We start from the raw sequence: 24,341 nt of genomic DNA on the forward strand, positions 1-24,341 counted from the left end.
TTGATAGCTCCCATTATTGTTGTTAATTGTGCTTATTAGAAAGAAAACGCTTCCCCACTTTGTTCTGTTATTGCTTGTGCCAGCATGACTAAAAATTCACCACCACTTCTATCACAAATCCATTGTTCATCTTTCCAATCAAAGTGATAGCCACCAGAGCGTGTCGCTAACCAAACTTGATGAAACGCTTCTTGGCGATTAATAATAATTTTACTATTATTTTCAAAGGTTAATGTCATTACACCGCCATTGATTTCACAATCAATATCTGCGTCACCTTCATAATTATCAATAGTTTGTTCTATTTCTGACAAGAGTTCATCAGCTAATTGGTGAAATTCACTGTCGTTCATCTTCATTTCCTATTTGCTTTTCGAGATCTAACTGCGATTATAGAGGATATTAACCAAATAAATGACAGGCAGATTTCGAATGAAAACGTATTTACGTTGCACTCTTGCTATAATAACACTGATTTCTCTTTCTGGTTGTGGCTTGAAAGGCCCTCTTTATTTCCCTCCTGAAGATACTCAGGCAAAAATGACACAGTCATCCCAGCCAACCCAGCAAGCTGAGAGCGACTCAACTCAGACCAATTAGTCAATCTTAGAAACGGTAATTTCGTTTCAGGCAGGGGCAAGATGCAATTTTCAAAAATGCATGGTCTTGGCAACGACTTTATGGTGGTCGATGCTGTGACTCAAAATGTTTATTTTTCACCAGAGCTAATATGTCGATTAGCGAATCGCCATACTGGTGTTGGGTTTGATCAATTATTGGTGGTTGAAGCACCTTATGATCCTGAACTCGATTTCCATTATCGCATTTTTAATGCTGATGGAAGTGAGGTTGCACAGTGTGGTAATGGTGCTCGTTGCTTTGCTCGATTTGTGAGATTAAAAGGACTTACAAACAAAAGAGAGATAAAAGTCAGCACGCAGTCTGGCAGAATGACCTTGCATGTTATGGACAATGACGATGTGTGCGTCAATATGGGTGAGCCTGAATTTGAACCTCAAAAAGTCCCTTTCCGTGCACAAAAGGCAGAAAAGACCTATATTATCAGGGCAATGGAACGCACTGTATTATGTGGTGTAGTTTCAATGGGAAATCCTCATTGCGTTATTCAGGTTGAAGACATTAAAACAGCAGAAGTTGAGTTGTTAGGACCGGTGTTAGAGCAACATGAACGTTTTCCTGAACGTGCTAATATTGGCTTTATGCAAATCGTAGACAGAAGTAATCTTCATTTGCGGGTATTTGAACGTGGTGCAGGTGAAACAAATGCCTGTGGTAGCGGGGCTTGTGCAGCTGTCGCAATTGGTATTTCACAAGGCTTATTAGATAAACGTGTGAAAGTCAATTTACCGGGTGGATCATTGCTAATTGAATGGAAAGGAGAGGGTAACTCTCTTTATATGACTGGGCCTGCGACACATATTTATGATGGGATCATTCAGCTATAATATTATTTTTTGAGAGGTTATCTGTATGACGGATAAAAATGAGCAGTTCTGTTGCCCTGAAACAAACGAGCTTAATGATCAACAAGTGATCCGTTACCTCAGGGAACATCCTGGTTTTTTTATCCGTAATGCAAGCTATATTGAGCAAATGCAAGTTCCTCATCCCGTCAGAGGAACCGTTTCTTTAGTCGAATGGATAATGTCACGTCAACGTAACCGCATCCATTATCTTGAAGAAGATATGCGTTTGTTGATAGAACAAGCCTCTGAAAATGAAGCACTGTTTAGCCAACTTTTATTATTAATTTCTGAACTATCCAACAGTGCCTCTCTTCACGAAATGCTAGAACGTTTAAACCTTTGGGCAAAGGGGTTAGGGCTTTATTCAGTTCAATTACGTCTATTTACCGATCGCTGGCAATTACAGCCACCTTTAGATGCACAAGATCTCCCATTATCTCGCCAAGCATTTGAACATTTTCGTATTCAACGTATGGGTGATGATAATCACTATTTAGGTACACTAAATGGGCAAGAGATAATGCTATTAATGCCTAATGTACGACGCTCTGGTTCCGTTGCGCTTTCATTGTTAGGGCATTATGGGGATTTGGGCGTGATTATTTTTAATAGCCGAGATAACCAACATTTTCAGGAAGGGATGGGAACAGTCATGCTGGATAAGCTTGCCCATATTTTACCAGAATTGTTACTTCGTTGGATTGCAAGGCAATGAATCAACCAATAGATATTCCAGAAACACTCTCTACCGCTATTGAACAATTCCTGCGTTATATTCAAGTTGAACGCCGATTAAGCCCTGTCACAGTAGAAAATTATCATCGCCAACTGACTGCATTAGCGCAAATGATGGTGGCAATGAATATCTACGAATGGAAATCACTGGAAAGTCAACATGTGCGCATGTTATTGGCGAAAAGTCACCGTAGTGGGTTACAACCCACCAGCCTTGCTTTGCGCTTTTCGGCGTTACGTAGCTTTCTTGATTGGCAAGTGGCACAAGGAATGTTAGACGTTAATCCAGCAAAAGGCATTCGCACGCCTAAATCCGGTCGTCACCTTCCTAAAAATATGGATGTCGATGAAGTTAGCCAATTAATGAATATCGACTTAAAAGATCCTCTTTCTGTTAGAGATAGAACCATGCTAGAAGTGATGTATGGTGCAGGATTACGTCTATCAGAATTGACTAACTTAAATATTAGCGATATTGACATGAATGAAGGTGAAGTTCGTGTATTAGGTAAAGGAAGTAAAGAGCGAAAAGTTCCGCTAGGAAGAAAAGCGCTAGAGTGGTTACAAAATTGGTTTCCGATGCGAGAGCTCTATGCACCTGAGGATAAAGCTGTCTTTATTTCAACCCAAAGTGGTAAGCGTTTATCGGTACGTAGCGTGCAAAAACGTTTTGAACTTTGGGGTATTAAACAAGGACTAAGTAGCCATGTGAATCCTCATAAATTACGCCACTCGTTTGCCACTCATTTATTGGAATCCAGTGGTGATTTACGTGCTGTACAAGAGTTATTAGGGCACGCTAATTTATCGACCACACAAGTTTATACCCACTTAGATTTTCAACATTTAGCGAAAGTCTATGATGCTGCTCATCCGAGAGCTAAGAGAGAAAAATCATAATGCGCTTTTATAGAACTCTGACGCAAATTGCAGCGATGACTTTTGATTTAGATGACACGCTGTATGATAATGTGCCAGTAATGGATAAAACTGAAAAAGAGACGCTGGCCTTTATTCGTCAATATGATGAGCGTTTTAACCAATTCACAGAAAAAGATGTGAATGCCTATAAAAAGCCACTTCTAGAAAACAATCCTGATATTTTTCATGATATTACACAATGGCGTTGGCTTGCGGCTAGAAATATGTTGTTAGATTATGGTTACAGTGAAGCCAAAGCACAGCAAGGTGCTGATGAAATTATGGCGCACTTTGCTTATTGGCGTAGCCACATTAATGTACCTAAAAATACTCATCAAGTTCTCACCGAATTGGCACAGAAAATTCCATTAATTGCGATCACAAATGGTAATGCAAACCCATTAAGTTGTGGTTTGGGGCAGTATTTTTCACATATTTTAAAAGCCGGTCCCGATGGTCGCTCTAAGCCTTATCCTGATATGTTTGATAAAGCCTCCTCACTGTTAAATCTTCCACATGAGAAAATCCTACATGTGGGTGATCACCTTGTAACAGATGTTGAGGGTGCCGTTAATAGTGGATTACAAGCGTGCTGGATTAACCTTGATAACCGTAGCTTGTTTGAAGAAGGTGAAACCAGAGTAATGCCACATATTGAAATTACAGATTTAAGCAAACTGATAGAATTGGTTTAATGTGATGTTCGGTAAGAATGGCACAGATAAACGAGGCTAAAAAAGGCTTTATTTTGCATAGTGCGTAAATTCCTGTTAGTTTGTTGCTTACTCTCTATTTCTGTATATATCCACAGTATTTTCTTCACTAAATGATTGGTAATTATGGACGTCTCATATCTGCTAGAAGGCCTTAACGATAAACAGCGCGAAGCTGTAGCCGCACCTCGTATTAATATGCTGGTGTTAGCTGGCGCAGGCAGTGGTAAAACACGGGTACTGGTACATCGTATCGCTTGGTTATTATCTGTTGAACAAGCTTCACCTTTTTCGATTATGGCAGTGACGTTTACCAATAAAGCCGCCGCAGAGATGCGCCATCGTATTGAAGACTTAATTGGTACAAGCCAAGGTGGCATGTGGATTGGTACTTTCCATAGCTTGGCTCATCGTTTATTGCGAGCGCATTATCTTGATGCGAATTTGCCACAAGACTTCCAAATTATTGACAGTGATGATCAATATCGCCTTATTCGTCGTATTGTTAAGTCAATGAATCTTGATGATAAACAGTGGACTGCGCGTCAAGGTATGTGGTATATCAATGGTAAAAAAGATGAAGGTTTACGTCCTCAACATATTCAAACCTATGGCAATCCAGTTGAAACCACTTGGCTGAAAGTATACCAAGCTTATCAAGAAGCATGCGATCGCGCAGGGCTTGTGGATTTTGCAGAGCTTTTATTACGTGCTCATGAACTTTGGTTAAACAAACCGCAAATTTTGGAGCACTACCAAAACCGCTTTACCAATATTTTAGTGGATGAGTTCCAAGATACTAACCGCATTCAATATGCGTGGATAAGAATGTTGGCAGGTCAATCTGGTAAAGTCATGATTGTGGGTGATGATGACCAATCCATCTATGGTTGGCGCGGTGCGCAAGTTGAGAATATTCAAAATTTCTTAAATGAATTTCCTGGTGCAGAAACCATTCGATTAGAGCAAAACTATCGTTCGACAAGCAATATTTTAAAAGCGGCGAATGCGTTAATTGCAAATAATAGTGACAGATTAGGTAAAAATCTGTGGACTGAAGGTGCCGAAGGTGAGCCTATCTCGCTTTATTGCGCCTTTAATGATTTGGATGAAGCCCGCTATGTGGTTGGGCGGATCAAGCGTTGGCAAGAAGAAGGCGGCGCGCTAACAGATTGTGCCATTCTTTATCGTAGTAATGCGCAATCTCGTGTGATGGAAGAGGCGTTATTACAAGCCGCAATGCCATACCGTATTTATGGTGGTCAACGATTCTTTGAACGCCAAGAAATCAAAGATGCACTTTCTTATATGCGATTAACCGCTAATCGCCATGATGATGCTTCTTTTGAGCGTGTTGTGAATACACCAACGCGAGGTATTGGTGATAGAACCTTAGATATTGTTCGCCAAGTCGCAAGAGATAACCAAATTACCTTATGGGAAAGTGCATTGCAGGTTATCGAGCATAAAATGTTGGCAGGACGTGCAACCGCGGCAATTCAGCGGTTCTTAGAATTAATTGAGACGTTAGCTTCTGAAACGGCTGATATGCCACTACATGTGCAAACAGACCGAATTATTCGTGATTCAGGCTTAAAAGCGATGTATGAGCAAGAAAAAGGTGAAAAAGCTCAAGCTCGTATTGAAAACTTGGAAGAGTTGGTCACGGCAACTCGCCAATTTAGTTATCAAGATGAAGACGAAGATTTAATGCCACTGCAAGCGTTTCTTTCACATGCCGCATTAGAATCAGGCGAAAGCCAAGCTGATGCATATCAAGATGCTGTGCAGTTAATGACACTTCACTCCGCTAAAGGACTTGAATTTTCACAAGTCTTTATTGTGGGTGTAGAAGAGGGTATGTTCCCAAGTCAAATGTCGTTGGATGAAGGTGGTCGCTTGGAAGAAGAGCGTCGCTTGGCGTATGTTGGCGTTACCCGAGCAATGAAAAAGTTAACGCTCACTTACGCTGAAAACCGACGTTTATATGGAAAAGAAGTCAGTCATCGTCCTTCTCGTTTTATTGGAGAATTACCGAAAGAGTGTGTTGAAGAGGTGCGTTTACGCGCCACGGTTTCCCGCCCTGTGAATCATAGCCGTTTAGGAACTCCAATTATCAGCAATGATACGGGCTATTCGCTAGGACAACGTGTGAAACACCCCAAATTTGGTGATGGCACCATTATCAATATTGAAGGTAGCGGTGAACATTGCCGATTACAAATCGCCTTTAATGGTGAAGGTATTAAATGGCTGGTGGCAGCATTTGCCCGGCTAGAATAATCCTCGATTAGAATGAATTGGCAAAAAAAAGCCAGAAACCCTCGCCCAATGTGGGCGGGGAGCCGTCACCACTGCTTCGATATAAAAAAACACCCTTATTTATTTGATAGATAAGCTACGGTGTTTTTTTTAAGGGATGTTCAAGTTGGTTACTTAATAATCTCGTTATCTATTCTTATTAACGGGATTAATTGATGAAACTCTCTAGCATATTCTTTCATACCGACTCTTTTGTCGCATCTAGCACACGAATTTCTCCTGTTCCTTTTTCTAGTAATGAATTACTGATCGAAAATACGGAGGAAGTCTTTTGTGATACTTATCATCCCAGTGAACTTATCAATGAATTTGAAGAAGATTTTTATTGTAAGTTATTGAGACATCAGCGTGATTTTGTTCCTCGAATTAATCTCTATCCTTGGATTGTGATTAACCGTATTCAAGTGATTAATAACTCAATATCAGCACTGTCTAGGCGCTCGTGTCGGTATGTGGAAGATATAGCGAAGAATGCACATCTATTAAAGAAAAATCAGAAGAAAAAATGCTCTTCCGCTTTTACTCAAATTGGTAATTTAGCGGAAGAGTGAGTATGTACTAACTACGTCTTAAACGGCGTTGAGTATAGAGCGCATCAAGTGTAAAGAGGATCAACGCAACCCAAATAAAGCCAAAGGTCACTAATCGTTCTGCATCAATTTGTTCACCATATACCATTGTGGCAAGAATAAACATCAAGGTTGGACCAATATATTGGAAAAAGCCCAAGGTTGATAAACGCAGATGATGCGCCGCTTCTGTAAAGAGCAATAATGGTACGGTTGTAATGATACCAGCTGCGATTAACAGAGTATTTAACGACCAACTATTTTCAAGCATATTGCTCGTCGGTGAATGTGTGAAAAATAAGATATAAACTAATGCAACAGGGAATAGCCATAATGTTTCTACCAACATACCTGTTTGTGCATCGACACCCAATTTTTTGCGCAGTAAGCCATAAAGACCAAAAGTCACGGCGAGGCTTAATCCAATCACGGGGACTGAACCAAAGTGCCAGAGTTGAATAAATACACCAGTAAATGCTAACCCTACTGCGACCCATTGCATACGGCGGAAGCGCTCGCTCAAGAAAAGCATGCCAAACAGTACATTAACCAGTGGGTTAATAAAGTAACCAAGGCTGGCTTCTAGCATATAGCCGTGGTTAACCGCCCATATATAGGTAAGCCAGTTAGTTGCGATAATGACGGCAGTCAGTGCTAAAAGAAGAATTTTTTTAGGTTGACGTATTAATTGGCGCAAATAAGGCCAATGACGACTGATAGTCATTAAAATCAACATAAAAAAGAACGACCATAAAATACGGTGCGTTAAGATCTCTTCTGCGGGCACTTCTTGAATGCTTTTAAAATAGACAGGGGCAATACCCCAGATCAAATAGGCGCCTAAGGCACATAAAACGCCTTTCATCGTGTTTTTCTGGCTCATGCTATCTCTGGAATTGATGGAAAGGAAAGGTGTGACGGGGTTCATACCCAATGACATTATCTAATGTGTCATTAGGCATGTATTTTTACAAGTAATTAATATCAATCTAAGCATCATAGAGTGCAATGAATCTTAACAAAGGCTTAACCTACGATATAGGTTGCTGTCCCACTCGCAATATGAACTTGTTTTTCATTATGTAATTCAACACGAGCAACAGACACTTTATTACCACTGCGTAAAATATGGCTACTTGCAGTAAAACATTCTCCACGTCCTGGTCTTAAATAATCAACACGTAAATCAATTGTGCCCATGTTAGCAAGTTTCTGTTCGAGTTGCTCTTGGGATATTGGTGCTAAACGTGTTAATGCATTACCGACACAAACTAATCCCGCACTAACATCAAGTACAGAAGCAATAAGTCCACCATGTAAGATACGTTGAGCAATATTACCAACAAGTTTATCTTGATACCGAAATTGAATTTCAGCGTAGTCTTGTTCAAAGCGAACTAGCTCTAAGCCGATTAATTGATTAAAGGGCATCTTATAAACAAAAACATGACCAATAAGTGCTTGAGCCTCTTCTAATGTTAACTGTTTTTCCATTTTTAGAACCCCTGACATCACGTTATTAAGTTAATACTATGTTAATAATACATGACAAAATCGTAATTGCACATTTGTGCTATAAATATAATGGTATAAAAATATACGAGATTTAATGGCAATTACGTGTAAAATATGGGCGCTAAAGTGTAATAAAGCACATATATAAGAACTAATTCTAAAGTAAGTACTAACTTTTTATATTATTCAATAATGAGACAGGATAATTAACTATGCGTTACATCCGTTCTTTACTCGCGGTGGCTTTATTCTATCCAGCATGGGGATTTGCATCCGAAATACCAGCATCATCATCTCCTGCACCGCTTGTTCAGGGCAGTATTATTTCTGGTTTATTACAAGAATACGATTCACCTTTTGTTCTTTATCCTTATGAATCCAATTATATTATTTATACGAAAACCTCTGATATGAATAAAGAGGCTATTCAAAGTTATGATTGGGGGAATAAGGCTAAAAAAGATGAGGTGAAATTTCAACTCAGTCTTGCCTTCCCTTTATGGCGCGGTATTGCAGGTGAAAACTCTGTTTTAGCAGCATCTTATACCCAACGCTCTTGGTGGCAATTAAGCAATAAGAAAGAATCTGCCCCTTTCCGTGAGACAAACTATGAACCTCAACTCTTTTTAGGTTGGGCAACAGACTATAAATTTGCGGGTTGGACACTACGTGAAATAGAAACGGGTTTTAACCACGAATCGAATGGGCGCTCTGATCCCACATCTCGTAGTTGGAACCGTGCTTATGCACGTTTTATGGCACAAAAAGGCAATTTGCAGCTTGATTTAAAACCTTGGTATCGCTTTAGTGAAAGTGCTCAACGTGATGATAATCCAGAAATTAATCGCTATATGGGCTATTACCGTTTAAAAGCAGGCTATCGCTTAGGCGATAGTGTGATCACTGCGACAGGGCGTTATAACTGGAACAGTGGCTATGGGGCGGCTGAATTAGGCTGGAGCTACCCAATTACTAAGCATGTACGCTTTTATACTCAAGTATTTAGTGGCTATGGCGAATCAATGATTGATTATAATTTCCGTCAGACACGGGTCGGTGTTGGCGTGATGCTTAATGATATGCTGTAATTTTCCCCGTTCTGGGTTAGCATAGCGCTATAAATGATGATGGCACCTTCACATTGGTGCCTTTTCTTTTACTCCTCATCATAGTTTTTATCAGCAGCTTTTCAGAGGAACGGCGTGTCCACAGCAGAAGTTCTTAATTCAATGCCATCAGCACAGGCTATTTTGCGAGAAACCTTTGGTTATCAGCAATTTCGCCCTGGTCAGCAAGAAATCATCCATACCATTACAACTGGCAGAGATTGTCTAGTTGTGATGCCGACAGGGGGTGGTAAATCCCTTTGTTATCAAATTCCCGCGTTATTGCTCGATGGGCTGACTGTGGTTGTTTCGCCACTCATCTCACTGATGAAAGATCAGGTTGATCAACTTTGCCTTCATGGTATTGAAGCTGCTTATTTAAATTCAACCCAAACGCGTGAAGAGCAGTTTGATGTTCAAATACGTTGTCAAAAAGGTGAAATAAAACTGCTGTATATTGCCCCTGAACGTTTAATGATGGAGAGTTTTCTTCATCAATTAGTGCAATGGAAACCTGCATTATTAGCGGTTGATGAAGCGCATTGTATTTCACAATGGGGTCATGATTTTCGTCCTGAATATCGCGGTATAGGATTATTAAGACAATATCTTCCAGATGTGCCGATTATTGCACTGACGGCAACGGCGGATAATACAACACGTTACGATATTATTAATCAGCTAGTGTTACGTGACCCCCTGATTCATATCAGCAGTTTCGATAGACCGAATATCCGCTACACTTTAGTAGAGAAATACAAACCGCTTGATCAACTTTGGCTATTTATTCGCGATCAGAAAGGAAAATCCGGCATTATTTATTGTAACAGTCGCAGTAAAGTCGAAGAAACCGCCGAGCGCCTGAGTAAACGAGGATTAAGCATTGCGGGTTATCATGCAGGAATGGAAATAGCACAGCGTGCTAAAGTACAAGAAGCTTTCCAGCGAGATGATTTGCAAATTGTGGTTGCCACTGTTGCATTTGGTATGGGTATCAATAAACCCAATGTACGTTTTGTGGTTCACTTTGATATTCCTCGTAATATTGAATCCTATTACCAAGAAACAGGGCGTGCAGGGCGAGATGGATTGCCTGCTGAAGCGGTATTATTTTACGATCCTGCCGATATGGCGTGGTTGCGTCGTTGTTTAGATGAAAAGCCAGAAAGTGACCAAAAAGCGATTGAAATGCATAAGCTTAATGCGATGGGTGCATTCGCAGAAGCACAAACGTGCCGACGCTTAGTGTTACTTAATTACTTCGATGAACATCGACAAAATGCCTGCGGTAACTGTGATATTTGCCTTGATCCCCCTAAACAATATGATGGTTTAGTGGATGCCCAAAAAGCCTTATCCTGTATTTATCGCACAGGTCAGCACTTTGGTATCGGTTATATTGTTGAAATATTAAGGGGGGCGAATAATCAGCGTATTCGAGATTCTGGACACGATACATTACCTGTTTATGGTATTGGTAAAGCGCAAAGCCATGAACATTGGGTGAGTGTGATCCGCCAGCTTATTCATTTAGGTATGGTGACACAAAATATTGTCCATCGCTCTGCATTACAACTGACAGAGATGGCTAGACCAATCTTACGTGGTGAAGTGCCATTACAATTAGCCGTACCTAGATTATTAAGCCCGACAAAAAGCCGTAATCAACAAACAAAAAATACCCATAGACAGTACGATAGAAAATTGTTTGCGAAACTACGTAAATTACGTAAGTCTATTGCTGATGAAGAAAACATTCCGCCATTTGTCGTTTTTAATGATGTCACATTGATAGAAATGGCAGAGCAGTGCCCCGTTTACCCTGATGAATTGTTATTAATAAACGGTGTTGGGCAACGAAAATTAGAACGATTTGGACCCGCGTTTATGACACTCATTCGTGACCATATTGAGGGCTTCGAATAACGCCAATAAGGAGAGCCAATGACAACCACCCTATTTAAATATTCGTGGTTATCTCGTGAAAAGCAGTTTTCTGCTTTTACGAACGGCGTCTTATTGGATTTTTGGAGTCAACGTGAAGAAGGTGAGTTTATTGGTGTTGATGGCGCCAAAATTCGTTATGTTCATTGGCGCTCACCATCGCACAATAAAGCACTGGTTATTGCTTCAGGTCGGAGTGAAAGCTATGTAAAGTATCCTGAAGTTGCGTTTGATTTCTTTCACTCAGGCTATGATGTTTTTCTTCTTGATCATCGAGGTCAAGGGCTTTCTGACCGACTTCTGGATGATACTCAAAAAGGGCATGTCGAAAAATTTAGTGATTATATTGATGATTTCTCAACTTTCGTTGATACGATTGTTTTGCCTTATCAATATAAACATTATTTTGCTTTAGCCCATTCAATGGGTGGCGCAATTTTAGCAGGCTATCTACTTCGGCAGCCTGATGTGTTTAAAGCGGCAGCGCTATGTGCGCCGATGTTTGGCATTAAATTACCTATACCTCGCTGGGTGGCTAATTTTTTAGTTAACCGAGCAGAACAAAGTCAATCTGAAAGAAATAACTACGCGGTATCAACAGGTAAATGGTTTCCACTGCCATTTATCCTTAATGTGTTAACACATAGCCATGAGCGATATCGCCGGTATTTACGTTATTATGCTGATTTTCCAGAACTACGATTAGGCGGACCGACTTATCATTGGATGGGAGAAAGTCTAAAAATGGGAGATTGGTTAATTGAACATGCGGGAGAGATTAATACCCCTCTATTAGTGCTCGAAGCAGAGCAAGATAAGGTGGTAGATAATCAAGAGCTAAGGGCTTTCTGTGAACGTTATAGTCAGTCCAGAACAAGAGAAGAAAAGCAAAAATTGCCACTGGTGATTGAGGGTGCGCATCATGAAATCTTGTTCGAAATAGATAAGCTACGCTCACAAGCATTAAATGAAATCTGTGAGTTTTATGATAAGCATTTATTTTAATCAGGAATGTGTATGTATTCGATAGTCGCTTCAGATCTTGATGGCACACTGTTATCACCTAATCATGTATTAACTCCCTATACGCAAGAAACCCTGCATCTACTTATTAATAAAGGCGTGCATTTTGTATTCGCAACAGGTCGTCATCATGTTGATGTTGCTCAAATTCGTGATGGATTAGGCATTAACGCTTATATGATAACCTCTAATGGCGCACGAGTGCATAACACTCATGGCGACCTTATTTTTAGCCAAGATCTTGAGCCTGAAATTGCTTATGACTTGTCTTTGTGTGTTTTTGATCACCCCGAAATTGAAACGAATATTTACGCTGGCGACTATTGGTATGTCAATAAAGAAATGCCAGGAGCTTGTGAGTTCTTCCGGGAATCGGATTTTAATTATGAACTGTTTTGTAAAACAGGGTTTCCGACCACCAATGTCTGTAAGGTCTTCTTCACCTCTGATGATCATGAACTATTGTTGACACTGGAAAGTGAAATTAATCAGCGCTGGGGTGATAAGGTCAATGTGAGTTTCTCACTGCGTAATTGCTTAGAAGTGATGGCGGGTGGTGTATCTAAAGGTGAAGCTCTCGAGAAAGTGGCTAAATTGATGCAACACACTGCCAAAGATGCAGTTGCGTTTGGTGATGGTATGAATGACAAAGAGATGCTACAGATAGCTGGTAAAGGTTGCATTATGGAAAATGCGCATCAGACATTAAAAGATTTACTCCCAAATATGGAAGTGATCGGAACTAATGCTGATGAAGCTGTGCCTCATTATTTACGTAAATTATACCAAGTGTGATCCTCCCTAAAAGAAAAGGCGAACAACGTGATATTGTTCGCCTTTTTTATATTCCAATGGAATAGATTAATTACAATCCACCGACTTCTCTTGGTGTTGCACGCATAGCGCTGCGGATTGTATTGCCCATCATATCCACTCTGGCTTGGAATGGTGGGAACGGTAATGGGATGCCGTGCTCTGCAAAGGCTAAGAGAATATTTTGGTGGATCTCGTGTCTTGCTGGCATTCTGTGCCCCATCTCTGCGGCATAAACACGTAATTCAAAAATCTGAATACCTTGCTGTAAATCGACCAGATAAACCTCTGGTGCTGGGTTTTCTAAAATCATCGTAGAGCGTTTTGAGGCTTCTAATAACACATTTGTTACTTGCTCACTGTTACAGTCTGCTGGAGCAGGGATGGTCATTACGATACGAGTGACTGAATCTGAGAGTGACCAGTTAATAAATTGCTCTGTAATAAACGCTTTGTTCGGTACGATAATTTCTTTTCTATCCCAATCGGTTAACGTGGTTGCCCGTGTGTTGATCTTAGAAATATTTCCGGTCAAATTCCGAATAGTGACGGTATCGCCAATACGGATTGGTTTTTCAAATAAGATCATCAAACCTGAAATGATGTTGGCAAAAATTTCTTGTAAGCCAAAACCTAACCCAACACCCATTGCCGCCACTAGCCACTGTAATTTTGACCACTCAATCCCTAATAAAGAGAACCCCACAATACTCCCAATTAAGGTGATGGTGTATTTGGTCATCGTGGTAATGGCGTAACCTGTACCCGGTGTTAAATCAAGATGCTGTAAAATGGCCAACTCAAGTAAAGCAGGAAGATTTCGTACTAATTGGGTTGTAATAATAATGACAAGGATTGCCACTAAAATAGAACCCATCGTAATAGGTTGTACCGTGTTAACACCATTTACCGATGAGGTGACGTCCCAAAGTCGGATATTATCAACGAAAGAGAACGCGGTGTTTAATTCAGACCACAATAAGATCATTGAGACTAATGCAATCATCGTTAGAATAGAGCGAACTAAACCAATAGATTGCGCACTGATAGCATCAAGGTCTATTTCTTGAGCTTCAATTTCAAGCCCTACTGTGCTCTCACCACTGCTCCCAACAATCGTATTTTCATCTTCACCTTTTGCACGCTGAGCCAGAATTTCTGCACGCTTTTGTTTAGCTCGTTCGAAGGCTAATTTTCGGCGCTGAATAAGCATCCATCGCTGAATAATGTGGTAGATAATCAGTAGAGCAAACCAAATGGCGACAGACATTTCTAAACGACCGAGTAAGACAATCGATGTAGAAAGGTAACCTAAGACGGCGGCTAAACCTGCAATAACCGGAGCAAGCAGTAAGAACCACCATAAAATGGTATTGATAAGGTTATCGCCAGATCCATGTTTATCAAGATAAAGTGGGACGTGAGCTTTTTTAAGGCTAGAGGTAATAAAGCTTAGGGCGATACAGAGCAGTAAGAAACAGAAACGACCAACCGTCGGTGCAAATTCTCTATCACTATAATATTCAAAGGTAATTAATGACATCATCAGCGGCACGATGACAAAAATAGAAAGCTGGTAAAAGCGCATCGCTTTTTTAACACGGCTCTCTTTCCATTTAAATTGAGCAATAAATAGACCGTTATGACGTGCAAAGGTTGCACTTATCATAAATAACCATAGCACAGGTGCTGCTGCTGTGACCCCATATCCAATCGCTCCCGCCATTGGATAACGCCATTCAACACTTTGTAAGCCATAACCTACGGCAGACCATAACAGAGGTAATGGCAACGCAATTAAAATAGACCAAAAGACAGTGCGTATCGTCAGTGAAAAGTGATCCTGTGTGACTTTACCAATACGGTTGCTGACTCTTTCAAGAAAGGCGTTGTAATGTTTTCGAGTGCGCAGGCTAAAGCCCACAATTGATAAAGTGACGAATAGAAATAGGAATGTATCCTGATTTTTAAGCATGCTGACAGCAGCATGACCTAATTGTGAGAAGGTATCTAGCGAAAGCAATCGAGTGATATCTTTGACTAATAAAACCGGATAATTAAATTTGATGGGGCTGATATCAGCAACCCAGAACATATAACGGTTTGTGGCGTCTTTTGTCTCTTTTAATGCATCCGCTAATTGTGTTGTTGCCACTTTTAGTTTTGTTAACTCAAGAATTTGAGAGTCATAACCGGATAACAACGAATTCAATAATTCATGACGTGCTTGGATAAGAGAATCAAAAATATATTGCTGAGCTTCAGGCAATTTAGAGCCATCTGCGGTTTCTGGCGGCTGGATCTTACTTAAGTTTTCCAGCATATCCTCATAGCCTAAACGCTCGACACGTAACTGAATAATATCTCTATCAAGTTCTTGTGAACGAGGCATTTCAGGTAAGCGGGAAAGCTGTGTTCTTAATGCTTCGCCTAATGCTGTTGAGCCACTTAACCACTGTGCTTGTTCTCGAATAGTGGTAAGCGTTTGACGAACTTGTTGTGTCTGCTGGGTGGTAATGCGTTGTTTTTCTGATAACTCACTCATTTCCTGTGTTTGTTTATTCAGGATCTGAGAAAGTTCACGGTTAGTTTGGATCTGTTTTGTCAGAAACTCAGGGAGCTCACCACCTTTCTCCGCTAACATCTCTGTTTTTTCTAATGCCAGATCAGCCACTTCTTGGCGCTTTATATTTAATAAGCTGCGCAATTGTTGTAGTTGCACATCAAGACGCTGATAGCGTTTTTTAAATAATTCTAAGCGAAGGCGAGCAATTTCTTGGCGGTTATTAGCCGAAAGTTGTGCCATTTCAAGCTCATTAACCATCGCTTTACGTGCGGTGACTTCAGCTTGTGTTAGCTTATTTTGTGCCTCTGTTAACGGCGTTGTTGACGCACTGGCAGCTGCGAGTCTTGCTGTTGCATCGCTGAGTAAACGGCGCGCTTCAGAAAGCTGTTGGGGTAATAAGTTTAAAGATTCGCTAATTTCTCGGCTTTTATCTTGCTCTTGTTGCTGAAGCCTTGCTTGTTCCATTAATTGGCTACTGATTTGAATAATTTTCTGTTCTAAATCAGGGATGCTAATTTTTTCTGGAATAGTAGGAACAGCATGGCTTTCTTCTAGAAGCTTAGTTCTTAGCTCTTGCGTGATTTGAGGGTAATCATCAATGGTTTTTTGATAATTATCTGCATTCGTTTGCGCTTTTTCACCATCATTAATCCAATTGATAGTGCCTTGTAGCGCCTGGACTGCCTCAATATCTTGAGGATTGGTACTTCCTTCAAGTTGTTTAATATCTTGACGTAATTTCTCCACATCCGCTGATATTGCAGATGTGCTTAACGAAAGCGTCAAAAAGAGCGAGAAGAAAAGACTGATTATCAGGCGCACAAAGGTTACTCCGAATTACGTGTTATTCACTGATGGCATTATTGTCATTACCAGCGACATTGATGATGGAACCCAATTGTTCCCCCATTAATGTAACGGAGCCATTCATAAGATCTTTATTCAGTTGAACGGTATTTTCTGGGAAAAGGTTGATGACAGTTGAGCCTAACTTAAATCGGCCCATTTCTTCACCTTTTTCCAAGAATATCGCTCCTGCTTTATCCGCTTGAGGATATGTCCAACGTTTAATAATACCTTCACGAGGTGGCGTTACCATGCCACACCAAGCCGTTTCAATACTACCAACAATTGTTGCACCCACTAGAATTTGTATCATTGAACCAAATTGAGTTTCAAAGAGGCAAATAATACGTTCATTACGTGCAAATAAGTTAGGGACATTAGCCGCTGTTAATGGATTAACAGAGAAGAGATCGCCTGGAACATAAATCATCTCTTTTAATAAACCATCGCAAGGCATGTGAACGCGGTGGTAATCACGAGGTGAAAGATAAGTCGTAATAAACTGACCATTACGGAATTTATCTGCTAGCATAAAATTACCTGCAAGTAACGCTTCAAGGGTGTAATGATGTCCTTTGGCTTGCAGAATTTGATCGTCTTGAATAAGACCGAGTTGGCTTACTGTGCCGTCAGCAGGCAGTGCGAGTTTGTCATCACCTTCAACGATAGGGCGAACACCATCTTTTAAAGTACGAATAAAGAAATCGTTGAATGTTGAATAAGCTTGGAATTGGCTCTCTTTCGCTTCATTCATATCGACTTTATAGGCTTTCGCAAAAGCTTTGATAACAAACTGGGTAATTGCACCCGCTTTTTTGTTGGCAAACCAACCTGCTAATTGTGTGAGCCATAATTTAGGCAATAAATACTGTAGTTTAATTTTTAGCTTGTCCAAAATGGCAACCTCTGGGATTGAACGATAAAAAATAGACAAAAGGGGTCTATTGTACCCACCCTTAATCGGGTTGTCAGTGAATCAATTATTAAGTGTCTAAATTAATATTCTTACGAACTTTCACCTGACTCATACTTTCTAAAATACGATGGTAATTTTCAAAGCGCGTTTCTGAGATCTCACCGTTATTTACGGCTTCACTAATTAGGCAACCTGGATCGTCTAAGTGCTTACAATCGCGGAATTTACAACCACCAAGGTACGGTCTGAATTCAATAAACCCTTTTGTTACTTGCTCTGGCGTTAAGTGCCATAAACCAAATTCACGTACACCCGGAGAGTCAATGACATCTCCTCCTTGTGGGAAATGGTAAAGGCGTGATGCTGTTGTGGTATGCTGGCCTAAACCTGAGTTATCAGACACCTGATTAACTAGAATACTTTCTTCCATTGGTGGTAATAAGGTATTGAGTAAGCTTGATTTTCCGACCCCAGATTGCCCCGCAAAAATGGAGATACGACCAATCAACTCTTGTGTCAATGCATCAAGACCTTCTTTGGTGTAGCTAGAGACTTCAAGAACACGATAACCAATATCTTTATAAGTTTGCATCCATTCACTGACAGTCTTACGGCTTTTCTCGTCTAACATATCGATTTTATTGAGTACAATCAGAGGCTCAACGTTTAAAGTCTCACATGCGACAAGGTAACGGTCGATAATATTTAAAGAAAGTTCAGGCAAAATAGCTGAAACGATAATAATTTGATCAATATTAGCTGCAATAGGCTTAATGCCATCATAATAGTCAGGACGAGTAAGTACTGAAGTTCGTTCGTGTACAGCTTCTACAATACCATTTACGCGGACATTTTCTTGTGTTTGTAGCGCAGGACGCCAAACAACTTTATCACCCGTTACTAGTGATGAAATTGTGCGTCGAATATTGCATCGTGTAATAGTGCCGTCAGCAGCTTCGATATCTGCATGTTGACCAAAACGGCTGATCACTAAGCCTTCTGTCGCTTCGCCTAATTGCGTATCGTCTAATTCAACGTGGTTTTTTTTCTCTTTGCTCTGCAAACGCTTTTTATGATTTTCTTGTACTCGGCGTTGCTGGCCTTTAGATAATTTACGTTTTGTCACCGATCCTCACTTGTATTATTCGGTTAGATGTTCTTCTGTCGTGCTTATTGAGTAAACGCGCTATGATAAACGCTAAAATATCATGTCTCACACTTAGAAACAGCTAGGATATATTATGTCAAAAAGCGAGAACAATCTGATCTGGATAGATCTGGAAATGACAGGTCTTGATCCTGAATGTGACCGTATCATCGAAATTGCCACTATCGTGACAGATCCTCAACTTAATATTTTAGCCGAAGGCCCTGTAATTGCAGTACACCAATCTGATGAACAATTAAGTTTAATGGATGAATGGAATACACGTACCCATACTGGTAGTGGCTTAGTTGAGCGCGTAAAAAACAGTTCATATGATGATAATTCAGCACAAAAAGCGACAATTGAATTCCTAGAAAAATGGGTACCAAAAGGCGTATCACCTATCTGTGGTAATAGTGTGGGGCAAGATAGACGTTTTCTATACCGTTACATGCCAGAGCTAGAGCAATATTTTCACTACCGTTATCTTGATGTGAGTACATTAAAAGAATTAGCACGTCGTTGGAAACCTGAAATTTTAGAAGGTTTTGAGAAAAAAAATACTCATCAGGCATTGGATGATATTCGTGAATCTATTGCAGAGCTAGCTTATTATCGTAAAACCTTTATTAAAGAGTAAAAAGCGTGCATTCATGATTGATATTGCATCATTATGATGATTTTATCGGCATGTAATCAAAAAAACGTATTTTTTTGTTGATAAGAGCTTGCGGTTAAGCATTTTTCTCGTATAATGCGCTTCCCGTACCGATGAAGAATTTCGTTTGTACGGGTGTAAGAAAGACGCGGGAATAGCTCAGTTGGTAGAGCACAACCTTGCCAAGGTTGGGGTCGCGAGTTCGAGTCTCGTTTCCCGCTCCAATCTTTCTTAGACAGTTATTAGTAGTGTTATGCGACGCGGGAATAGCTCAGTTGGTAGAGCACAACCTTGCCAAGGTTGGGGTCGCGAGTTCGAGTCTCGTTTCCCGCTCCAAATCTTTCATTTATAATTGTCAAAACTTACCAAATGCGGGAATAGCTCAGTTGGTAGAGCACAACCTTGCCAAGGTTGGGGTCGCGAGTTCGAGTCTCGTTTCCCGCTCCAAGTTTTTCTCTTCTAGTTTTATTCTTCTAATCAAAAATCAATACGTTATCCTAATAGTCTACGGCTAAGTAGCGCTTTCATATCTCGTCTACCATCAGTAATGACGTAAATAATAATTTGTTGTCCTAATACTCTGTAAATCACCCGATAGGGTTTAAATAGAATTTGTCGAAATTCACGAATACCTAACGTTTGTAATTCATTAGGAACAGTTCCCTTCTTTGGAAAATTAGTTAAATTGTCTGCTACTGCTAGTAACTCATCTAATACATAATCTGCATTTTCTGGGCAGTCATGTTCAGAAATATAGTTATGAATATTTTCTAAATCTGCCTCGGCATCTTTAGTAACTACGACCTTGTATGATGCCATTCTTTCTACTTCCTTTTATTTTTTAAACGCTGAACAACACTTTTTATATCACTGACTTCGCCTGATTCAACTTGTTGTTGACCTAATGCTAATATTTTCAGTAGAGCTAACATTTCCTGAGTTTCTTCATAAGATTCAATATCTTGAATGACTGCTTTAGCTTCGCCATTTTGAGTAATAATCATAGGGGAGCCAGATTCGGTAAGTTTTACCATTACTTCAGCCATATTGGCCTTTAAATAGCTAATTGGTTTAATTTGTTCTGAATAACGCATATTCACCTCCATAAATTAAGTCTTAATTTAGACCAAAAAAAGACTATGCTCGCTAGTCTAATAATGTGTAGCCTAAAATACAACCAAAAAAAATCTTCATTTATTCTCTCGCTTTTTTAAATATCGACTACACTGTTTTAGGGTGCAGATTAGGGAATTTTACTTAATACTCGTAAAGAGAGTGTGTTGGATTATTGTTCAAAAAAGAAAATGTCATTAATACATGTAAGATCAAGCTATTTTTTTGTGATCTATCTTTGATCTTTGCTTGCATTTCTATTTTGACAGCACTAGAATGTGCGCCTTTCCTCATTTCGAGGGGAAATTAGAGGCAAGATCATTTTTTAGGTTTCAGGCCTTTATTCTGTTAAACATGCATTGAATAGTATTTTAGAAAAAGAAAAGGGTTTCTCAGGCTTTTCTTTAAAAAAACGTGATATATATTCTACTATTCTTAAAATCTTCCCAAATCGATTTATCCACAGTGAGATGCTAATAACCACTGCATCTAAGCACTATTTATTTTTTTACTGCACAGAGTTATCCACAAGCACGTATCATTAAGTGATAAGGATATTATTCTCTTCAATAAATTGATTGGATTTTATATCTAATTGATAACTAAGTTTATTTTAATTTTTTAAATTTTGAGTCTTAGTTCGCTTGAATTTTTTTTTCATGTTGATAGGCAAGGGATTTTTATTTTATTCACAGAGGAAATTAATGGTTATTCGTAATGCGTTTATCCTGTTAAAAATTAAGCGTCACGAGGTAAGCCTTTAGTTATCGCCCTTACTAAGCGTTTTTGTTGTGAAGTCTGTATTTTTACTTCTTTTTCATTTCTCTTCGCTGTCTGCTGTGCAATCGCCCAGTTTAAATGTTCATCTAAAACATCACTCAATCCAAAGCGTTCTTGCAAGGCAAGTATAATTTTATCTTGATAAGGTGCATTTCCTAACGCCACGCTAATATTTCTAAGCCAACGTAAATAACCAATACGGCGGATCGGCGAACCTTCAGTGATACGCAGAAATTTATCTTCATTCCATTGAAAGAGATCGAGTAATTCTGGGGTATGAAGTGCTCTTCTTGGTGAAAAATCTTCTTCGTCAGTCAGTGATGAAAAACGATTCCAAGGACAGATAAGCTGGCAATCATCACAACCATAAATGCGATTACCCATTAGAGGGCGAAATTCTTCAGGAATAGCACCATCGAGTTCGATAGTGAGATAAGAAATACAGCGACGAGCATCAATAGTATAAGGTTCAACAATGGCACCTGTCGGACAGGTTGTCATACAGGCGACGCATTTACCGCATTGCTCTTCAACTGGGCTATCAATAGGTAACGGCAAATCAATCAGTAGTTCACCAAGGAAAAACCAAGAGCCTGCTTGATTATTAATAACAAGTGAGTGTTTACCAACCCAGCCAAGTCCTGCCTTAACAGCTAATGGGCGTTCCATAATAGGGGCTGAATCAACGAAAGGACGAAAGTTGACTACCCCTTGATATTCAAATTGCTGACAATATTGTGAAATTTTTTCGCCGAGTTTTTTAAGACGCTGCCTTAATACTTTGTGATAATCTCGACCAAGTGCATAACGGCTGATATAGCCTTGTTCTGGGTTATTTAAGGTTCGTGCAAAAGCCGCATCCGTGGGGAGATAATTCATTCTGACACTGATAACGCGTAATGTACCCGGAACCAGCTCATGAGGTCTGGCTCGTGTCATTCCATACTTTTCCATCCATGCCATTTCACCATGATATTGCTTATCTAACCAAGCTTGCAGGCGAGGTTCTTCAAGTGATAAGTCAGTATCACATATCCCTGTTTGTTGAAAACCTAGCTCAGAACCCCATAATTTAATGTTTTGAGCGAGAAGATTAAGATCGAGTGATGACATGAATAAACCGAATCAGTAGGTAAGAGGTGAGTCCTAAGAGCGCGCAGTGTATCATAGTGAGGCGGTAGGAAAAATCCTCGCAATAAATAGATTTATGGTATGGTTATTTGATAGTAATTTCGATAACTATTTGCCTTAAGAAAACATATAAAGCTTAGTATTTGATGTTCTCCAACGATCTCTCTTTATTAAGCCGTTATAACTTAACAATAGATTATATAAATATGAAAGAATGGGTTGTTACATTAGAAGATGAAGCGGCAACAGTTGAACTAGGGCGTACTGTTGCAATAGCGACGGATCATAGCGGATTGATCATTTATTTATATGGCGATCTTGGTGCTGGAAAAACAACCTTTAGCCGAGGCTTTTTACAAGCGCTTGGTCATCAAGGGCATGTTAAAAGCCCAACATATACATTAGTTGAGCCCTATATGCTTTCGCCAAATCCCGTTTATCATTTTGATCTCTATCGTTTAGCTTCCGCTGAAGAGCTGGAATTTATGGGAATACGCGACTATTTTGAACAAGATGCGTTATGTCTTATTGAATGGCCATCTCAAGGCGAAGGCTTTTTACCTAACGCAGATTTAGAACTTCATTTAAGCTACGAAGATGAAGGTCGAAAAGCGCGTTTTGTTGCCCTTTCACCAAGAGGGAACACTGTTTTATCCCGTATTCAGTCTGCATAAAGGAATATTGATTATGTCGAGTCTCATCACTACTGTGAGTCAAAGTCAGCGCTATGTTGTTGCCTTTCTGTTGGTTGTTTTGTCTTTATTTTTTGTGCAAATAGCACAAGCCGCTACTGTGACAGAAGTAAAAGCAGAAAACGGTATTTCAGCAACAACCCTTACATTTACTTTTAGTGATGGGAAGCCTAGTTATCGATATTACTCATTAAAAAGCCCTGACCGTTTGGTGATGGACTTTAAACAGAGCACAAAAGTCACGGGATTACCAGCAACATTAGGCAATGGGCAGTTAGTCCATAAAATTCGCTCAACGCAATCAAAAGATAGCCAATACCAAAGTATGGTTGTTGAGCTTGCTCAGCCGGTTGTGGTGACTGAAAGTTTGATGAATGTAAGTGGTGGCTATAAGTTAGTGCTTACTATCAAAGCTATGAATGCTCGACAAAATAGCAATGCCCAATCGACAGTAAGTGTTGTTGCGTTATCACCAACAGCAACGACATCACATTCAAGTGTAAATACAAATCGGGAAATGGCGCCTTTAATGACTAAGCCAGTAACCGAAGTTACGCCTGTTGTTCCCATTGCAAAACCACGCACCACACCTTCAAAACCGCAAGCAGGCTCTCGCCAAATTATTATTGCGATAGATGCTGGTCATGGTGGGCAAGATCCCGGTGCGATTGGCCAGAAAGGTAATCGTGAAAAAGACGTGACGTTAAGTGTGGCAAGAAAGTTGGAAGCTCGCTTACGTAATGATCCTATGTTTAAGCCTGTTCTAACACGCAGCGGCGATTATTTTATCTCAGTTGCGGGGCGTTCTGAAGTCGCCCGTAAGCAAAGTGCAAATATGTTAGTGTCTATTCATGCAGACTCAGCACCAAATCGTAGTGCAAGAGGCGCTTCTGTATGGGTGCTTTCTAATCGTCGTGCAAACAGTGAATTAGGTAAGTGGCTTGAGCAAAGCGAGAAACAATCTGAATTACTCGGTGGTGCTGGTGATGCATTAGATGGCGCTGATCCTTATCTAAGTCAAACCGTCCTTGATTTGCAATTTGGTAATTCACAGCGAGTAGGCTATGACGTTGCCGTTGCCGTATTGTCTGAACTAAGAAAAGTGGGGTCATTACATAAGAAAACACCAGAGCATGCGAGCTTAGGTGTTTTGCGTTCACCTGATATCCCTTCAATTTTAGTTGAAACAGGCTTTATCAGTCATGCGTCAGAAGAGCAATTACTGATTTCTGATGCTTATCAAGAGAAACTTGCGGCATCTATTCACGCTGGTTTAAGAAATTATTTTCTGGCTCACCCTTTACAAAACGCGCCTAATTGATTGAGTAGAATGGAATAAAGGTA

Annotated in this window: 23 protein-coding genes and 3 tRNA genes; 17 read left to right on the top strand and 9 right to left on the bottom strand. The window is 40.0% G+C overall.

Annotated elements, in window-relative coordinates:
- Nucleotides 1-35 precede the first annotated feature (35 nt).
- Complete coding sequence (gene cyaY, locus ACWPWK_RS11195) at nt 36-353, bottom strand: iron donor protein CyaY (RefSeq protein ID WP_109372727.1); 318 nt, start codon at nt 351-353, stop codon at nt 36-38.
- Nucleotides 354-432: 79 nt separating this feature from the next.
- On the opposite strand from cyaY, the gene lptM reads away from it, so the two are divergent.
- The 7 genes from lptM to ACWPWK_RS11230 all read left to right on the top strand — a co-directional run bounded on the left by lptM (nt 433) and on the right by ACWPWK_RS11230 (nt 6,729).
- Nucleotides 433-600 (top strand): LPS translocon maturation chaperone LptM, encoded by a 168-nt coding sequence (gene lptM, locus ACWPWK_RS11200; RefSeq protein ID WP_454208886.1) that lies wholly within the window; start codon nt 433-435, stop codon nt 598-600.
- A gap of 41 nt (nt 601-641) precedes the next feature.
- Nucleotides 642-1,466, top strand: coding sequence for a diaminopimelate epimerase (gene dapF, locus ACWPWK_RS11205; RefSeq protein ID WP_109372725.1), 825 nt, complete (start codon nt 642-644; stop codon nt 1,464-1,466).
- Between the two features lie 25 nt (nt 1,467-1,491).
- The gene (locus ACWPWK_RS11210) at nt 1,492-2,202 is read left to right on the top strand and encodes a DUF484 domain-containing protein (protein ID WP_088494022.1); all 711 of its coding nucleotides are present in this window, start codon (nt 1,492-1,494) and stop codon (nt 2,200-2,202) included.
- The gene (gene xerC / locus ACWPWK_RS11215; RefSeq protein WP_109372724.1) at nt 2,199-3,122 is read left to right on the top strand and encodes a tyrosine recombinase XerC; all 924 of its coding nucleotides are present in this window, start codon (nt 2,199-2,201) and stop codon (nt 3,120-3,122) included. The genes ACWPWK_RS11210 and xerC overlap by 4 nt, the downstream gene beginning before the upstream one ends.
- A complete protein-coding gene (yigB, locus tag ACWPWK_RS11220) occupies nt 3,122-3,838 on the top strand; it encodes a 5-amino-6-(5-phospho-D-ribitylamino)uracil phosphatase YigB (protein ID WP_109372723.1) in 717 nt (238 codons plus the stop codon). Before xerC ends, yigB begins: the two co-directional genes overlap by 1 nt.
- 144 nt (nt 3,839-3,982) lie before the next feature.
- Nucleotides 3,983-6,139, top strand: a complete 2,157-nt coding sequence (gene uvrD, locus ACWPWK_RS11225) for a DNA helicase II (RefSeq protein ID WP_109372722.1) — start codon at nt 3,983-3,985, stop codon at nt 6,137-6,139.
- 194 nt (nt 6,140-6,333) lie between these two features.
- Nucleotides 6,334-6,729, top strand: a complete 396-nt coding sequence (locus ACWPWK_RS11230) for a hypothetical protein (protein WP_109372721.1) — start codon at nt 6,334-6,336, stop codon at nt 6,727-6,729.
- 7 nt (nt 6,730-6,736) lie between these two features.
- Here ACWPWK_RS11230 and rarD read toward each other — a convergent pair whose 3' ends face one another.
- Both rarD and ACWPWK_RS11240 read right to left on the bottom strand, forming a co-directional pair.
- A complete protein-coding gene (gene rarD / locus ACWPWK_RS11235) occupies nt 6,737-7,630 on the bottom strand; it encodes an EamA family transporter RarD (protein WP_099076355.1) in 894 nt (297 codons plus the stop codon).
- A 143-nt stretch (nt 7,631-7,773) separates the two neighbouring features.
- Nucleotides 7,774-8,241: a thioesterase family protein gene (locus ACWPWK_RS11240; RefSeq protein ID WP_109372720.1), complete on the bottom strand. Its 468-nt coding sequence runs from the start codon at nt 8,239-8,241 to the stop codon at nt 7,774-7,776.
- A gap of 233 nt (nt 8,242-8,474) precedes the next feature.
- Between ACWPWK_RS11240 and pldA the strand changes: the two genes are divergently transcribed.
- From pldA to yigL, 4 genes are all read left to right on the top strand, one after another.
- Nucleotides 8,475-9,350, top strand: a complete 876-nt coding sequence (gene pldA, locus ACWPWK_RS11245) for a phospholipase A (protein WP_109372719.1) — start codon at nt 8,475-8,477, stop codon at nt 9,348-9,350.
- A 114-nt stretch (nt 9,351-9,464) separates the two neighbouring features.
- A complete protein-coding gene (recQ, locus tag ACWPWK_RS11250) occupies nt 9,465-11,294 on the top strand; it encodes an ATP-dependent DNA helicase RecQ (RefSeq protein ID WP_109372718.1) in 1,830 nt (609 codons plus the stop codon).
- An 18-nt stretch (nt 11,295-11,312) separates the two neighbouring features.
- On the top strand, nt 11,313-12,317 hold the full coding sequence (gene pldB / locus ACWPWK_RS11255; RefSeq protein WP_109372717.1) for a lysophospholipase L2: 1,005 nt from the start codon (nt 11,313-11,315) through the stop codon (nt 12,315-12,317).
- A 12-nt stretch (nt 12,318-12,329) separates the two neighbouring features.
- Entirely contained in the window at nt 12,330-13,130 is an 801-nt protein-coding gene (yigL, locus tag ACWPWK_RS11260) for a sugar/pyridoxal phosphate phosphatase YigL (RefSeq protein WP_109372716.1), read from the top strand.
- A gap of 70 nt (nt 13,131-13,200) precedes the next feature.
- Here yigL and mscM read toward each other — a convergent pair whose 3' ends face one another.
- The 3 genes from mscM to rsgA form a co-directional block, all read right to left on the bottom strand.
- Nucleotides 13,201-16,536 carry a miniconductance mechanosensitive channel MscM gene (mscM, locus tag ACWPWK_RS11265; RefSeq protein ID WP_109372715.1) on the bottom strand — a complete coding sequence of 1,112 codons (3,336 nt, stop codon included), beginning with the start codon at nt 16,534-16,536 and terminating at the stop codon, nt 13,201-13,203.
- Between the two features lie 22 nt (nt 16,537-16,558).
- Nucleotides 16,559-17,455 (bottom strand): archaetidylserine decarboxylase, encoded by an 897-nt coding sequence (gene asd / locus ACWPWK_RS11270; RefSeq protein WP_109372714.1) that lies wholly within the window; start codon nt 17,453-17,455, stop codon nt 16,559-16,561.
- 88 nt (nt 17,456-17,543) lie between these two features.
- Nucleotides 17,544-18,602: a small ribosomal subunit biogenesis GTPase RsgA gene (gene rsgA / locus ACWPWK_RS11275; RefSeq protein WP_109372713.1), complete on the bottom strand. Its 1,059-nt coding sequence runs from the start codon at nt 18,600-18,602 to the stop codon at nt 17,544-17,546.
- A 115-nt stretch (nt 18,603-18,717) separates the two neighbouring features.
- Here rsgA and orn point away from each other — a divergent pair, with 115 nt between their 5' ends.
- From orn to ACWPWK_RS11295, 4 genes are all read left to right on the top strand, one after another.
- A complete protein-coding gene (gene orn / locus ACWPWK_RS11280) occupies nt 18,718-19,263 on the top strand; it encodes an oligoribonuclease (RefSeq protein ID WP_109372712.1) in 546 nt (181 codons plus the stop codon).
- A gap of 166 nt (nt 19,264-19,429) precedes the next feature.
- A tRNA-Gly gene (locus ACWPWK_RS11285) sits at nt 19,430-19,505 on the top strand.
- Nucleotides 19,506-19,541: 36 nt separating this feature from the next.
- Nucleotides 19,542-19,617: transfer RNA gene (locus tag ACWPWK_RS11290), tRNA-Gly, on the top strand.
- Nucleotides 19,618-19,652: 35 nt separating this feature from the next.
- Nucleotides 19,653-19,728: transfer RNA gene (locus ACWPWK_RS11295), tRNA-Gly, on the top strand.
- 45 nt (nt 19,729-19,773) lie between these two features.
- Here the strand turns inward: ACWPWK_RS11295 and ACWPWK_RS11300 are convergent.
- The 3 genes from ACWPWK_RS11300 to queG all read right to left on the bottom strand — a co-directional run bounded on the left by ACWPWK_RS11300 (nt 19,774) and on the right by queG (nt 22,287).
- Nucleotides 19,774-20,100, bottom strand: a complete 327-nt coding sequence (locus tag ACWPWK_RS11300) for a type II toxin-antitoxin system RelE/ParE family toxin (protein WP_109372711.1) — start codon at nt 20,098-20,100, stop codon at nt 19,774-19,776.
- Nucleotides 20,101-20,105: 5 nt separating this feature from the next.
- Nucleotides 20,106-20,375, bottom strand: a complete 270-nt coding sequence (locus tag ACWPWK_RS11305; protein WP_109372710.1) for a type II toxin-antitoxin system Phd/YefM family antitoxin — start codon at nt 20,373-20,375, stop codon at nt 20,106-20,108.
- A gap of 757 nt (nt 20,376-21,132) precedes the next feature.
- On the bottom strand, nt 21,133-22,287 hold the full coding sequence (gene queG, locus ACWPWK_RS11310; RefSeq protein WP_109372709.1) for a tRNA epoxyqueuosine(34) reductase QueG: 1,155 nt from the start codon (nt 22,285-22,287) through the stop codon (nt 21,133-21,135).
- 224 nt (nt 22,288-22,511) lie between these two features.
- Between queG and tsaE the strand changes: the two genes are divergently transcribed.
- Both tsaE and ACWPWK_RS11320 read left to right on the top strand, forming a co-directional pair.
- Entirely contained in the window at nt 22,512-22,979 is a 468-nt protein-coding gene (gene tsaE, locus ACWPWK_RS11315) for a tRNA (adenosine(37)-N6)-threonylcarbamoyltransferase complex ATPase subunit type 1 TsaE (protein WP_109372762.1), read from the top strand.
- 13 nt (nt 22,980-22,992) lie between these two features.
- Nucleotides 22,993-24,318, top strand: coding sequence for an N-acetylmuramoyl-L-alanine amidase (locus ACWPWK_RS11320; protein ID WP_109372708.1), 1,326 nt, complete (start codon nt 22,993-22,995; stop codon nt 24,316-24,318).
- Nucleotides 24,319-24,341: the final 23 nt, after the last annotated feature.

This window comes from Proteus sp. Marseille-Q3619 (assembly GCF_965283115.1).

Coding starts and splice junctions, on each gene's coding strand:
- cyaY (WP_109372727.1), bottom strand. CDS start 353: ATGAACGACAGTGAATTTCACCAATTAGCTGATGAACTCTTGTCAGAA.
- lptM (WP_454208886.1), top strand. CDS start 433: ATGAAAACGTATTTACGTTGCACTCTTGCTATAATAACACTGATTTCT.
- dapF (WP_109372725.1), top strand. CDS start 642: ATGCAATTTTCAAAAATGCATGGTCTTGGCAACGACTTTATGGTGGTC.
- ACWPWK_RS11210 (WP_088494022.1), top strand. CDS start 1,492: ATGACGGATAAAAATGAGCAGTTCTGTTGCCCTGAAACAAACGAGCTT.
- xerC (WP_109372724.1), top strand. CDS start 2,199: ATGAATCAACCAATAGATATTCCAGAAACACTCTCTACCGCTATTGAA.
- yigB (WP_109372723.1), top strand. CDS start 3,122: ATGCGCTTTTATAGAACTCTGACGCAAATTGCAGCGATGACTTTTGAT.
- uvrD (WP_109372722.1), top strand. CDS start 3,983: ATGGACGTCTCATATCTGCTAGAAGGCCTTAACGATAAACAGCGCGAA.
- ACWPWK_RS11230 (WP_109372721.1), top strand. CDS start 6,334: ATGAAACTCTCTAGCATATTCTTTCATACCGACTCTTTTGTCGCATCT.
- rarD (WP_099076355.1), bottom strand. CDS start 7,630: ATGAGCCAGAAAAACACGATGAAAGGCGTTTTATGTGCCTTAGGCGCC.
- ACWPWK_RS11240 (WP_109372720.1), bottom strand. CDS start 8,241: ATGGAAAAACAGTTAACATTAGAAGAGGCTCAAGCACTTATTGGTCAT.
- pldA (WP_109372719.1), top strand. CDS start 8,475: ATGCGTTACATCCGTTCTTTACTCGCGGTGGCTTTATTCTATCCAGCA.
- pldB (WP_109372717.1), top strand. CDS start 11,313: ATGACAACCACCCTATTTAAATATTCGTGGTTATCTCGTGAAAAGCAG.
- yigL (WP_109372716.1), top strand. CDS start 12,330: ATGTATTCGATAGTCGCTTCAGATCTTGATGGCACACTGTTATCACCT.
- orn (WP_109372712.1), top strand. CDS start 18,718: ATGTCAAAAAGCGAGAACAATCTGATCTGGATAGATCTGGAAATGACA.
- ACWPWK_RS11300 (WP_109372711.1), bottom strand. CDS start 20,100: ATGGCATCATACAAGGTCGTAGTTACTAAAGATGCCGAGGCAGATTTA.
- ACWPWK_RS11305 (WP_109372710.1), bottom strand. CDS start 20,375: ATGCGTTATTCAGAACAAATTAAACCAATTAGCTATTTAAAGGCCAAT.
- queG (WP_109372709.1), bottom strand. CDS start 22,287: ATGTCATCACTCGATCTTAATCTTCTCGCTCAAAACATTAAATTATGG.
- tsaE (WP_109372762.1), top strand. CDS start 22,512: ATGAAAGAATGGGTTGTTACATTAGAAGATGAAGCGGCAACAGTTGAA.
- ACWPWK_RS11320 (WP_109372708.1), top strand. CDS start 22,993: ATGTCGAGTCTCATCACTACTGTGAGTCAAAGTCAGCGCTATGTTGTT.